Source organism: Lactiplantibacillus sp. 3062 (assembly GCF_055413545.1).
The window spans coordinates 157,954-171,564 of record NZ_JBVAYE010000004.1 but is presented as its reverse complement, the minus strand read 5'-3'; the positions used below and the strand labels follow the sequence as shown (position 1 = coordinate 171,564).

Below are 13,611 nucleotides of genomic sequence, written 5' to 3'. Positions count from 1 at the left end.
TTACCTCCGATAACTGAAGTTCTTGGTTTTTTATCCTGGGAAGTTTACGAACCAGGCCAGCTCGCCTAATTAGGTCAAACTGTATGTGATGAAATGCTAATCCAATTATAGCGGACGGTGGGGCCCTTGAAAACCACCAATCGTTACTTCGACTCACATCTTGATGGCCGATGCTACCTCTCTGACAATAATCACCACGACCTGCTTAACCCACTGTGCATACTCATCCCCATTAGCCCCACAACATCATTATTTGCAGTATTCATACGCTCCCAGCGACACCTTAAGTAGTTCCCCACCTCCCATTTCGAACCAATTATTTAATTATGTTACTGAACTTTTACCAGAGTTCATCAAGTGAATGACCGGAAAACATGGTACAATATGACTACTAAAGATAAAGTAGGTGTCGAATCATGCGTAAAGTTCAGTTTTATGGGGCCGTTTCAATTGACGGTTGTTTAGCCACCAAGGATAATCGGCTGGACTGGCTGTTCAAAACAGCTGGTGCCAACGATGCCCCCACCGAAGCATTTATGCAGCAAGTTGATACCGCCATCATGGGCCGCCATACTTACGAATACACGATGGAACAAACCACTGATCAACTCATTAATCCATATAATCCGGCGACCCACAATATTGTCATGACTTCCCACCCCCACACCGGCGATGAACGCACCCAGTTCACCAATACCCCCGTCACGAAGATCGTCGAAGACTTGCGCCATACCGCTGGCAAAAATATTTGGATTGTTGGCGGTGCTGGCGTCTTAATGCCGCTGTTAGCTGCGGATTTAGTTGATGAGCTCTACATCCAGATTGCACCAGTCATTTTGGGTGATGGTATTCCCTTATTTAAAGCAATTGACCAGCAACAGCGCTTTGAATTAGTTGACACCAATCGATATGGTCAGCTCGCCGAAGTCCACTATCAACGTTTAACAACTGAATAATGTCGTGATTAAAAAATCCCAGCCCGTTTGCAACACGCAAACAAGTTGGGATTTTCAATTGCTTTAAGCTTCACGTTGGCGTTTAACCGCCTGACGAAGTAATAGTGGTGCAATCAGCGTCGTTAAAATGATTGCCGTGATGACTGCCGAATAACGATCAGCTGATAGTAATTTGCCTTGATAACCAATCTGTGCAATGATCAGGGCCATCTCCCCACGTGACACCATGCCGGCGCCAATCTCATAGCCGCTTAACCAATTAAAACCCGCCAACCGTGCGCCGACCCCGGCACCAATGATCTTAGTGGCAATTGCCGCAACGGTAATCACAGCGATGAACCAAAAATCGTTCAGGAAACCATTGAATGACATATTCAGCCCAATACTAACGAAAAAGACTGGGATAAATACAGCATTACCAATGGGTTGAATATGCTCATCGATAACTTCATGATAGTCCGTCTGACCAACGGCGATACCGGCAAAGAACGCGCCAATCACAGCACTTAAACCGATTGCGTCCGCTAAGTATGAGAGTCCAAAACAAATCACTAGTGACATCAGCGTGATGGAGGTTGGAACCAGTAGGGCATTCCCCACGGCCATTAAATGTGGCACCACCCACTTGACCACAAAGTACAGCGCCACAAAGAACGCCAACTGAATCGCCAGCGAGAGTCCCAAGTTGGTTGAGGCATGACTACCGCCACCACTGACTTCACTGCCAAATAAGCTGATCATCAAACTCAGAATCAAAACAGCCAGGACGTCATCAACGACCGCTGCACCTAAAATCGTCGTCCCTTCTTTACCATCGAGGGCGCCTAACTCTTTGAGAACCGCGACTGAAATCGAAACCGATGTGGCCGCGAAGGTTACGCCCAAGAACAAACTTTCAGTGGCGTTAAGGTGAAATAGTTGGCTACACCAGTCAATCACCGCAACGGGTAGAATGACCCCCAGGACCGCAACTAACAAACTAGGACGCCAATACTTCTTCAGCAATTTTAAATCGCTCTCTAAGCCGGCCATGAACATTAAAATAATCACGCCAAGCTCCGCGAAGTCTTTGATAAAACTTGTTGCTGAGACCCAACCTAATACGGCTGGACCAAGTATAATTCCACTTAACAATTGGCCAATCACCGCGGGTAGGCCCATTCGGACACTCAGGTGACCCGCAACCGCCGTAACAATTAAAATCAACGCTAAACTACCAACGTAATCCATTAAAAACCTCCTAAAAAAGGGCACTGCAAGCTCTGACTACCCAACCCAAAAGTAGTCCGAATTCTTGAAGTGTCCTTCAACCGTAAAATCTATTGTGCAATTAGTATAGCATATTTTTATGAGTCTAGCCGTGACATCTACTTATGAAAGCGGTTATAATAACTCATATACTGTTAACTGAAAGGTCGCTTAGTCGTGTTGAACATTCCTGATTTTCGTCAACGTTTTGGTTTTTTAGTCTTTTCCATTATTCTGAATTCTGCTGCCAACGCGCTCACCATCGCCACCAGCCTAGGTAGCGCCGTCTGGACTGGCTCCAGCGTTAATCTAGCTGACTGAACCCATATTTCATTAGGAACCACCTTATTACTGTACGGTGTGGTTGTCACGATTCTCAACCAACTTCTGTTAGGTCACTTTGATCGGCGGCGGTTTATCTCCAACTTGCTCTATATCGTGCCCTTTAGTTACCTGGTCCAATTTATCGGCTACTTTTGGGATTGGCTACAGATTCCCGCCCTGTCCCTGTTACCACGCTTAATTCTAAACGTGCTTGGGCTATTAGGCGTTGCGGCCGCCGTCTCGATTTACCAGCGTTGTAATTTAATTCAGCATCCGAACGATGATTTATCATATATCTTACGCTTTCGGTTTTTACATGGCTCCGCTATTATTGCTCAGTGGACCAGTTATTTGCCACCTCTGACGATTATCGTCGTTTCATTCTTCGCCACAGGTCATTTGCGCGCCATTGGCTTCGGGACGGTCTTTGCCTTAATTGCTCAAGGTGCCATCATGGGGTGGTCTGATCATCATGTTTTTCCCCATCTCAAACATCACGTGGATATTGTCCAGGCGCATCATCCGGCCTAAATGAATCTTGACAAAGTTCAGGCCAAGCCTCAATAATGAGAGTATTCTAATTTATTGGACTGAAGTAAATGAATTTAACGCAACTAACTAGTCAAATCATTTTGATGTTCATTCTCATGCTCGTCGGCCTGCTCGTTAACAAGCTCGGCTTCATGCATGCCCAGACTTCAACTGATTTAACCAATATCCTGTTATACATTGTGTCACCTTGCTTGATTATTCAAGCCTTTGAAAAGACATTTTCAGCCGACCGCTTGCAAATGTTAGCCCGGGTCATTGCTGGAATTGTGATCATTTATGTGCTCATGATCATTGTGACACAATTACTATTCAAACGCGTCTCTGACCAGAATTTGCGGCGCATTATGCGTTACGGTGCCGTATATTCTAATGCCGGTTTTATGGGGATTCCATTAACCAGCTCCCTATTCGGTGCAACTGGCGTATTCTATGCTGTTGCCTCGTTAGCGGCCTTCAATATTTTTAGCTGGACTCACGGTATCACCCTCTTCACCGGACAACAGGGCAATCGGCGGGATAATCTTAAACAGATCGTCTTTAATCCGAATATCATCGCCATTGTTGTTGGGCTACTGATTTTCGTAACCTCGCTGCAACTGCCAACGATTGCCAATAGCGCTATTAAATATGTCAGTTCGGTCAACACACCCCTGTCCATGATCGTTATTGGGAATAGTTTGGCAGACGTTAAACTTAACCGTGCAACACTCGATAAACGTCTTTGGTTAGTCATCTTATTGCGCAATTTATTGTTTCCATACTTGGCGATTGTTGTCCTCCAGCTAATGGGTATCACTGGCATCCCATTATTCACCACAGTGTTAATGGCTGCTTGCCCAGTCGCCGGAATCGTCGTCTTGTTCTCGCTCAAAGTCCACGGTGATCCCGGGCCAGCCGTTGCCCTAATGAGCATCTCAACGATTTTAAGTGTCGTTACCATTCCAATCGTTTTTGCTTTGGTCAACTTACACTAATGTGTCTCACTGCTTTTAGCTAAGACTAAGTAAACGACAACTAAAAATGAGCCATCAGAATTTTTCATTCTGGTGACTCATTTTTAATGACTAGCATTTGAGATACGGCTTAAACTTGGATCCACTGCGTTTTAGTAATTGGCAGAAAGCGCGCTAACTTTAGTTTGTGCTAAGTCGTGCGACGTCCATTGGCTTTAAACTGGCTGGTGTCAACCTTCAGCACTAGCCTATCTCAGCCATAAATTGCACTGCAAAACAGTGGCTACTTTGCAACCGCTCGTAGTTGTTCAATAACCTCTGGGCGTGGCTGAGTTAGTCCGGCCGGCGAAAACAGCTGCTCGACCAAAGCATCGCTAAGCAAGCGACGTCGATGTAATAATTCAGGAATTGCTTGGTTAGTGGTGAGCGCTTCTTTAATCAGCGCGGTAGTCGTCTCGTAACCAAGGTATGGCGCCAAAACAGTTGCCGTAATGGCCGAATGTGCCACTTGATCTGCACAGCGTTGGCGATTGACCGTCAATTGCCGCACACAGTGATCGACTAATGTAGTCAAGGCCTGCTGTAAATGCTGCTCACTGGTTAGCAATGCCCGTAACATAATCGGCTCGAAAGCGTTTAATTCCAATTGGCCTGCTTCCGCTGCCATTGTTACCGTCGTGTCGTGACCAATCACTTCAAACGCAACTTGGTTAACAACCTCCGGAATAACCGGATTGATTTTACCTGGCATAATAGAAGAACCTGCTTGCTGCGCGGGCAAATTCAATTCACCAAAGCCAGCTTGTGGGCCGCTCGCCAGCAATCTTAAGTCATTGCTAAACTTGGAAAGGTCAACGGCTAACGTCTTCATGGCCGCAGAGAATTCCACGAACAAATCGCAGTTTTGCGTTGCATCGATCAAGTCTGGTGCGGCTACTAAATCTAAATCAGTATTTTGATTTAATTTCACTAAAATCTGTTGTTGATACGTGTGAGTCGCGTTGATGCCGGTACCGATTGCAGTCCCACCCAAATTTACGATTCGGAGATGTTCGCCCGCCTGCCGTACACGGGTCAAATCACGCTTGAATAATTGGTAATAAGCATGAAAGGTCCGCCCGTACGTCGTCGGTACCGCATCTTCAAGCTGAGTTCGGCCAACTTTGATGGCATCTTGATAACGCTGCGATTTAACCAGTAACGTTTGTACCAACCGGCTGAGTGCCGTTAATAGTCCTGGGAGTTGCATGCAAAGCGCCATTTTACCGGCCGTTGGAAAAGTATCATTGGTTGATTGTGATTGATTAACATCATCGTTGGGATGAACGGCAACTGCCGGCATCAATCGGTGAGCCAAATTAGCCACCACTTCATTGACGTTCATGTTAGCCGAGGTCCCAGCACCCCCCTGAATCGCTGGCACAATGAAGTTATCCGCGTAACGCCCCAGTAGTAACTGATTACATGCCGCAATAATGGCGTGTGCCTTATCATTAGACAAAGTTCCGGCAGCCGCATTCACACTGGCCGCCGCTTTCTTGATTTGAACAAGACTTTGCATGATCAGTGGATGCATCAATTCCGTCGTAATCGGAAAATTATGAACGGCACGTAACGTATGAATTCCATACAAAGCATCATCCGGAACAGCTAACTTACCAATACAATCAGCTTCAATTCGCATAGCAAAACCCTCTTATTTAGATTTCATGTTACATCTTCTAACATGAATAATTAGAGTTTAGACCATTTTCTCTGAAATACAATCCTTTTAATTGATTTACGACTAATATTAAGTTCAACGCCAATTATGGTTAATATTCATTAAGCTCATCATCAGCATACTTCATATTAATTAACTGTCCCCTACTGCCAGCGCCTATACCAATCATTAAGTTATTACACAAACATCAACAGCCTACTTAACAACAGGTATCGTGCTAGTCATTTTAGGATTAATCATGATTAAAACGTGTCGTTTTTTAAGTTCAAAAACGGCCAGCTAAAAACCGCTGGAAACAGGTGCGAGTGGGCGTAAACATGCTTTTCAAGTTCGTCCTACGCCGACTTCCAGGCATTTCTGCCAATTGCTGGAACGCGGTGGACACAGATTTAAGCCGAAGCCCACGTCTTAAATACTGGTCTTCCACTAACCAAGCCAAGGACGCTTGCTAAGTGGAATTTCACCGCTGAGCATTGGCCGAAACGCCTTCCAGTCGGGACAGTGTTCGAATGGCGGACATGTGCGTACCCAACTTTTGGTAAATTCGTCATTGTTTTTCATAAACAATAATTTTATCAATCAACTGTCAGGGTGAAAATGATATTAGGATGTCTCACTATTCCTCAATCAACATCGTAATAATTGGCCGTCTCGACAAAGTGGTTAATACAACCCTAACGTTTCGTTTAAAGTTCCCGTATCAAAATAGCCAACAACAGATTGTGCTAAGTTAAGTGGCCGTTCATTAGCCATTCGAGCGGGTTCCCGACTGTAGGGGCTGGGTGACAATGCTCAGTAGCCAAATTATTCTTAGTCGGAAGTGATTTTCTTCCGGCTTAGAATAAGACTCGTATTTGAGATGACGCGGGTTATGCGTTAGCTCAAATCGACGTCGGCTGCGTTCCAGCAATTGTCACCCAGCCCCGGAGGTCGGAATAGGACGCACACCGGCTGACGAACAACAATCTAAACTTGACACGTTTTAATCATGATTCATGACCGATTAACTAATACACTGCTAATGTTGCACTTGTCGTGTCACCACCCGTGGATAATGAACAAAGTGGGCATAAAAGCCAATCATTAACACGACGACCGCTAACCCGCAGACGCCGTTCCAACCAGCTAAATCCCATAAGACGTTGCCACAAAATGAACCTAGGGCGCCACCCATGAAGTAGCCAAACATGAATACCGAATTGAAACGGCTACTGGCATGGACATCGATGCTTTGAATCCGTGTCTGATTCGCGACCTGCCCGAATTGAGTACCTAAATCAAGAATGACAATACCAATAATTAACCCCACCAAATGCGTACCACTCAGCCAAAACACTACGTAGGCTAATGTTGATAACACTAGACCCAAGCCGATAATCGTTCGGGGCCGAAAACGATCAGCTAAACGGCCAATTAAAGGGGCTGCTAACACATCGGTAACACCTAGCAACGCAAGCAGACCAGCTTCACGACTTCCCCACCCGTATTGATGTTGCAAGTAAAAGACGAGTGTTGCCCAGAAAATATTAGAAACACCAAACAAGACAAATCCGTTAACAGCCGACGCTCGCAAAACCGGATAGCGTTTTACTAACTGAGGTACTGTCTGAATCATGGCTTTATAATTCGTGGTATGTGTCGTCACGGGATCATGCGGTAATTTTCGCCACAAGACGAGCCACAATCCTGCAATCAAGATAGCGGCAATCAGATAGACCATCTGCCAAGGCAAATAGCTCGCAAGTACCCCACTGACAGTTCGTGACAAGAGAACCCCCACGAGCAAGACACTCAGGACGTTGCCAAGACTTGACCACGCTGATTACGAGGTGCGAGAAAGCCAGCGTACGGAATAATAACTTGTGGTGCCACAGAGGTTATCCCAATCAGTAAACTTGCCAAGGCGTACACCCAAATATTGGGAGCCACGAAGGCTAGTAACGCTGAAATGATTGCGAGTACCAGTAAGCGCATAATCAACATTCGGCGATTCATGATATCACCCATGGGTACAATTAAGAGCAACCCAAAGGCATAGCCTAACTGCGTCAGCATTGCCACCGCGCCAATAACGGCGTTTGGGAGATTAAACTGTTGCGCAATGTCCGCCTCAATCGGTTGAATATAATTAATATTAGCCACTACAATGGCCGCGGAGATCGCCATTAATAGGACCGTACTTTTATTTAAAGATTTTGAATTCACGTTAATTTCCTTTCCAATTTTGAGATTTAACAGCTTAGTCAAAATTAGAAAGCTTGTTCAACCCTGATGATCAATCAGTGTTTTAACTGTTGATCAACGGGGACACTACCGCGCACGCCTAGTTAACCCACTGCTTAACAGCGGCCAAATCAGTAACCATATGGGTCGGCCGTTCAGAACTAGTCGGTTGTCGCTGATCACGATTAATCCAAATCATCGGCCACTGCATAGCACTGGCTGGAACAACATCGGATTCATAGCCACGTGCAATATGCCAATGATTATCTGCCGTTAACTTAAAACGCTCTTGAACCGTTTCAAAGAAAGCTAACGCTGGTTTGTAAGCTTGAATGTCTTCAGCCGTAACAACCGCTGTGAACGACACCTTTAAAGCAGCAATGTTGGCCGGCATGATATCCCAGGAAGAATTCGACATAATAATCAATTGATAGCCCAATTGCTGCCAGGCTATTAAGGTCGGTATAACATCGGCGTATGGTAATAGGTGTCGTTGCACTTCCAAGCATTCAACGTAATGACTTTCAAAGAAGTGTCTCTGTTCAAACAATCGATCTAAATGCTTAAGATCAGCCCGGACTAATGTTGAATAATCTAGATAAGGATTGACACTGGCAGGATCGTCCTCATAAGTCGCGTAGGCTTTGCGAACCGTTAGTGGGTCTAAACCAACCGCCAATCCTAAATTAGCCACCCATTGATACAGCGGCTCAGTATTAATTAACGTCCCGTAACAATCAAATGTTAAATATTTTTTGGTCATATTTTTTAGCTTCCTTACTGAATGTCGATGAATTGTGCTGGCTATCATTAGCACGACTCACCACAAATTAACTAATATTATCTATTTTATTTTACCACGACACCGAACACTCAGCAGACCGCCCCAGTACCAATTAATAGGCCTAGGAATTGCATCGTGATATACTTATTGATTGTGCATTATTACAGAATTTATAAAAGAAAGGACGGTATTATGCCAACTCAAAATTCAACGTTGCCGCTTGATGCCAACGGCCAGCCCTATCACCGGACTTGGTTTGTATTGACTTTACTTGTCGGGACGTTCACCACCTTCATTACCCAAACACTATTAACGACAGCTTTTCCAACGTTAATGGCCGATTTTCATATTTCAGCAACCGCCGTTCAGTGGTTGACCACCGGTTTCATGTTAATCATGGGAATTATGATTCCCGTCAGTGCCTGGTTGCTGACCCGAATCAATTCCAAGTATTTGTACTTAACAGCCATGCTTATTTTTGGTCTGGGAACTACGCTGGCGTACTTTGCCGTCAACTTTCAGATGTTGCTGATTGCCCGAATGATTCAAGCAATGGGCGTCGGAATTTCCGCCCCAGTGTTTCAAACAATCATGTCTTCAGTTTATCCACCCGAAAAACGGGGTTCCGCAATGGGGACAGCCGGAATTGTTATTGGCTTAGCACCCGCCATCGGACCGACACTCTCTGGCTGGATTATTGATAACTATTCCTGGCGGGCACTCTTCTTATTCATCCTGCCAATCAATATCCTAGTCATCATCGTTTCATTCTTCACTTTGCGGAAAGTCTTACCAACTTCCAAACAACCAATTGATTGGTGGTCAGTCTTGATCTCAACAATTGGTTTTGGCAGTATGTTATACGGTTTTTCATCCGTTGGTAATGCTGGTTGGGGCGACCCAGTCGTTCTCACAACTTTAGTCATTGGTCTGATTTTCATTGGTCTATTCGTCTGGCGGCAACTTCACATGGATCAGCCATTATTGGAATTACGTGTCTTTAAGATTCCGGCTTTCACCCTATCCGCAATCCTGACCGCCCTCGCTTACATGGCTATGATGGGCGTCGAAATGATTTTGCCAATGTATATTCAAACGGTCCTCGGTCGTTCAGCAATGGACTCTGGATTGATTTTATTACCTGGCGCAATCATGATGGGGATTATGAGCCCCATTACTGGTCGCATCTTTGACCATATCGGTGCCCGCAGACTAGCAATGACGGGGATGTTACTCCTAACGCTAGGAACTGCTTTCTTCCTATCAATTAGTGCCACGACCCCAATCTTATGGATCATCGTTGTTTACGCCATTCGGATGTTTGGCCTGACCATGGTTACCATGCCCGTCACAACGACCGGGATCAATGCGTTACCTTTCCGGCTGATTTCCCATGGGACCGCCGCCAACAACACCCTACGTCAAGTCGCAGCTTCAATGGGGACGGCCGTTTTAATCAGTGTCTACTCCAGCGTCGCTAAGTGGCAAATGCCGGGACATCAATTACTGACACAGGCACCTTTGAAATACCGTCAGGACGGAATCACCGCAACCTTAACTGGTTATCACATGGCGTTCGTTGTCTCACTCATTTTTTGTGCGATTGGCTTTGGGATTACCTTCTTCTTAAAAGCCAATCATTCAAAAACCATTAGTCAGGAGGATGATGCCGCATGATCATTGTCTTACTAATTCTGGCAACCTTTGTCTTTGCTGGCACGATGATTTTTTCACCGGCAGGCCGTAACCGTCTCATTGCCATTATCATTAGTGGCCTCATTATTGCCACTAGCCTCATCGCCCTCGTCCTAAACGACAATTACCATTGGGGCATGCACGAGGTCACCCGCACGCAGATTCAAGACTTAGCCCCGCTAAAATCCAAACAAGTAGCGTTGCGGGTCCAGCAACTCGGAACAGGGTCTGAACGCGTCATCAGTTACCGGGTTGCAGCCGCCACTAAAGTCAGTCACACGGTGACCGCAACCACCACAACAACTAAACTGACTAGCGGTTCACCCGCGCAGGTTCAACTAAAGACCACGACTTGGCAGTTCAAAAATCACCTGACACACGTGTTATTCAGCCTAGGAAATACCAAGACAAAAATTGTTCAACGCCAATATTTGTTTACAATTCCTAAGACGTGGCAAGTGGTGACAGTTAAAAATTAGACGTTAATAAAACTGACTAACCATCTTGGCTAGTCAGTTTTATTTTGTTTAATCGTCATCACTTGTGGCGCTTCGCCAGCCAATCAACCGCTGAAACCTGATACACATTCTCATCATGATCGCCATCCAATAAGTGCTGACCACCTGGATGCTGAATCAAAAAGTCAAAGCCCGTCCGTTGCGCCACCGCATTGCTTGCCTGATTGTCCACCGCCGCACGAATCCGCAAACATTGCCGATGATACTGATTAAAACCCAAGTCACAAACGCCACGGACGGCTGCCGTCATGACGCCGCGTCCCTGAAATGGTCGTCCCAACCAATAGCCGATGTTGGCACTGTGGTCGTTATCATCGAAGTGGTCACAGCTAACCATTCCCGCAACCCGTTGTTCAACGACAATGACTAGGTTGAGCGCTTGCGCTTGTTGTAACTGAGCTTGTGCAAAAGTTAAAAAGCGTTGTTCATCCGCCACCGTTTGAATTTTAGCCACCCATGGCAAATAATACTGATACTGCGCACGATTAGCGGTTAATAATGCTAGTAATGCCAGCGCATCGCTTTGGGGTAGCGGTTCTCGCAATTCAATCGCTGGTGTGACTCGATAAGTTAGCATGAACATTCCTACTCTCTTAGATGAAAAATCGCAATCATGATTAATTGAATGATTAACCATGATTGCGATTTAAGTGTATCAAAACCCAATTAATGTTGCAGTAATAACGTAATTAAAATCAAGGCGCTGACGACCTGAATCGTCCCCACGCCTAAGCCATACAGTGCTAAGCGCTTGCCAGCTTTCATAAAGTTAACAAGATTCAAACGTAACCCGATAGCTGCTAACGCAATGATTTCAAACCAACTACTGATTGTATGAGCCGTTGCGCCAATAATTGCTGGTAACGAAATCAAGCTATTCAATGCACATAAGATTAAGAACCCGGCCACGTACCATGGTAACCAATGACCGTTCCCATTACCACTGACGACAGCATCCTCAGCCAATTCATTTTCAATCGTGCGTTGGTGTAACCGGCCAAAAATCAAAACAACGACGACTAGCATCATAATCCGCATAATTTTGAAAATCGTTGCAAATTGAACCGTTGTTTGATTAATCATACTAGCTGCGGCCACTACCTGCCCAACTGATTGTAAAGTTCCCCCAATCAAGGCCCCTTTAAGAATGACACTGCCACCAAACACGGCCATTCCTAAGACCGGTAACGTTAACATCAGCACTGTCCCCATCAAGTTAACTAAGGTAATGACAGTCCCCTTATCATCTTCATCCGCGTCAATAACGGGGGCGATTGATGCAATCGCCGACGACCCACACACGGCGTTACCGCCGGCCATCAGCATACGTACCGACTGGCTGAAACCCAGCTTACGCCCTAACCACAAAGCCCCAACGATCGTAATCGTCATTTGGCAAAGAATAAAGAGCACACCGAACCCACCAATTTTGCCGATTGTCTGTACCGTCATCGTCGCACCGAGCAACATCACGGAATATTCCAACAGCTTACTTTCTGCGAACTTAGTCCCCCGACCAAGTTGCGGTTGTTTCAGAAACGTATTGCCACCAATGATTCCTAATAGAATCGCGATAGTAGCCGCACCTAACGCTGGCACAAATTGCGCCAATCCTTGACTAATAATTGCAATGACCAGACTGGTCACTAACCCCGGTAAAATCCCTTTGACCTTCATTCGCTTTCTCCCATCTCTATCTCGATGCTTTTAAGTATACGAAAGTTATTTACATTTGAGAAATAAATTATTATGATAGTTACTATTAATAAACATAATAGTTAGGGGTGAACACAATGTTTAAACAATTGGAAACGTTCTGTGCGGTATACGAAACTCGCAACTTCTCCCATGCCGCCGAGCAACTTTTTATTTCCCAGCCGACCGTCTCGACACAAATCAAACAACTTGAAGCCGATTTACAAACCACGCTCTTAACACGTAACGGGCGCCAAGAAATCATTCCTACTGCCAGTGGTCAGCTCCTCTATCAACAGGCTCAAAAGCTGTTAACAACTTGGGCCGCTACCAAAACAGCGGTGCAATCACCACGCCACTTAGTGAAAGTTCCTTGCCGGATTGGTGCCTCACACACAACCGGGCGTCTGATTCTACCCACCTTATTAGCCAATTTGAGTGCCGTCAGTGATCGCTTTGACTTTCAAGTGACGCTTGCCAATTCGGCCGAAATTTTGACCGCTATGTCCCAACACAAACTGGACTTTGGTTTAGTTGAAAAGCCACTCGTTACTGACCAGCTCAATCGCTTGCCATTTGGTCACGATGAGCTCGTCCATGCGGGCGACTTTGCCAGTCCCCTCTGGCTGCTACGTGAACCTAATTCCGGTGTGCGTCATTATACCAACGCCTTTTTAAAAGCCCGCAACATTCAGCCAGCACAAGTCATGGTCATCCACAGTAACCAAATCATCGCGGACCTCCTCGCTCATGGTATCGGCCAAACAATTATTTCACGTCACGTTTTAAGCAACGAGATTCCCATCGAACAGCTAAGTGCTCATTACCAACGCCAATTCTTTTTACTGACTAACACGCAACCGGCAGCGGCACTGCGCCCCGTACAGACTGCAATTACCCAGTACCTAACAACGTGGTCAGATTAGCGATCCCCGTCGTT

The 13,611-nt window shown here is 45.7% G+C and carries 10 protein-coding genes, 2 pseudogenes and 1 riboswitch; of the genes and pseudogenes, 6 read left to right on the top strand and 6 right to left on the bottom strand.

Features of this window, described 5'->3' with window-relative positions:
* Nucleotides 1-16: 16 nt before the first annotated feature.
* Nucleotides 17-61, bottom strand: a riboswitch (PreQ1 riboswitch).
* 355 nt (nucleotides 62-416) lie between these two features.
* Entirely contained in the window at nucleotides 417-956 is a 540-nt protein-coding gene (locus ACWQAU_RS08515) for a dihydrofolate reductase family protein (RefSeq protein ID WP_027821826.1), read from the top strand.
* Between the two features lie 63 nt (nucleotides 957-1,019).
* Here the strand turns inward: ACWQAU_RS08515 and ACWQAU_RS08510 are convergent, their stop codons facing one another.
* On the bottom strand, nucleotides 1,020-2,186 hold the full coding sequence (locus tag ACWQAU_RS08510; protein WP_022638700.1) for a cation:proton antiporter: 1,167 nt from the start codon (nucleotides 2,184-2,186) through the stop codon (nucleotides 1,020-1,022).
* Nucleotides 2,187-2,381: 195 nt separating this feature from the next.
* Between ACWQAU_RS08510 and ACWQAU_RS08505 the strand changes: the two are divergent.
* A pseudogene (locus tag ACWQAU_RS08505) lies at nucleotides 2,382-3,059 on the top strand (YczE/YyaS/YitT family protein).
* Nucleotides 3,060-3,127: 68 nt separating this feature from the next.
* The gene (locus ACWQAU_RS08500) at nucleotides 3,128-4,054 is read left to right on the top strand and encodes an AEC family transporter (protein WP_003644751.1); all 927 of its coding nucleotides are present in this window, start codon (nucleotides 3,128-3,130) and stop codon (nucleotides 4,052-4,054) included.
* 262 nt (nucleotides 4,055-4,316) lie between these two features.
* Here the strand turns inward: ACWQAU_RS08500 and ACWQAU_RS08495 are convergent, their stop codons facing one another.
* The 3 genes and pseudogenes from ACWQAU_RS08495 to ACWQAU_RS08485 all read right to left on the bottom strand — a co-directional run bounded on the left by ACWQAU_RS08495 (nucleotide 4,317) and on the right by ACWQAU_RS08485 (nucleotide 8,742).
* The gene (locus ACWQAU_RS08495; RefSeq protein ID WP_003642112.1) at nucleotides 4,317-5,717 is read right to left on the bottom strand and encodes an aspartate ammonia-lyase; all 1,401 of its coding nucleotides are present in this window, start codon (nucleotides 5,715-5,717) and stop codon (nucleotides 4,317-4,319) included.
* 1,057 nt (nucleotides 5,718-6,774) lie between these two features.
* Nucleotides 6,775-7,961 (bottom strand): annotated as a pseudogene (locus ACWQAU_RS08490) (MFS transporter).
* Between the two features lie 118 nt (nucleotides 7,962-8,079).
* A complete protein-coding gene (locus ACWQAU_RS08485) occupies nucleotides 8,080-8,742 on the bottom strand; it encodes an HAD family hydrolase (RefSeq protein WP_027821824.1) in 663 nt (220 codons plus the stop codon).
* Between the two features lie 213 nt (nucleotides 8,743-8,955).
* Here ACWQAU_RS08485 and ACWQAU_RS08480 point away from each other — a divergent pair, with 213 nt between their 5' ends.
* Together ACWQAU_RS08480 and ACWQAU_RS08475 are read left to right on the top strand one after the other, a co-directional pair.
* Nucleotides 8,956-10,440, top strand: coding sequence for an MDR family MFS transporter (locus ACWQAU_RS08480; protein ID WP_027821823.1), 1,485 nt, complete (start codon nucleotides 8,956-8,958; stop codon nucleotides 10,438-10,440).
* The gene (locus ACWQAU_RS08475) at nucleotides 10,437-10,937 is read left to right on the top strand and encodes a DUF4811 domain-containing protein (RefSeq protein WP_003644815.1); all 501 of its coding nucleotides are present in this window, start codon (nucleotides 10,437-10,439) and stop codon (nucleotides 10,935-10,937) included. Before ACWQAU_RS08480 ends, ACWQAU_RS08475 begins: the two co-directional genes overlap by 4 nt.
* Before the next feature lie 58 nt (nucleotides 10,938-10,995).
* Here ACWQAU_RS08475 and ACWQAU_RS08470 read toward each other — a convergent pair whose 3' ends face one another.
* Nucleotides 10,996-11,559 (bottom strand): GNAT family N-acetyltransferase, encoded by a 564-nt coding sequence (locus ACWQAU_RS08470; RefSeq protein WP_033608047.1) that lies wholly within the window; start codon nucleotides 11,557-11,559, stop codon nucleotides 10,996-10,998.
* Between the two features lie 83 nt (nucleotides 11,560-11,642).
* Complete coding sequence (locus ACWQAU_RS08465) at nucleotides 11,643-12,653, bottom strand: YeiH family protein (protein WP_003642118.1); 1,011 nt, start codon at nucleotides 12,651-12,653, stop codon at nucleotides 11,643-11,645.
* 116 nt (nucleotides 12,654-12,769) lie between these two features.
* On the opposite strand from ACWQAU_RS08465, the gene ACWQAU_RS08460 reads away from it, so the two are divergent.
* Entirely contained in the window at nucleotides 12,770-13,597 is an 828-nt protein-coding gene (locus ACWQAU_RS08460; protein WP_027821821.1) for a LysR family transcriptional regulator, read from the top strand.
* The last annotated feature ends 14 nt before the right edge of the window (nucleotides 13,598-13,611 follow it).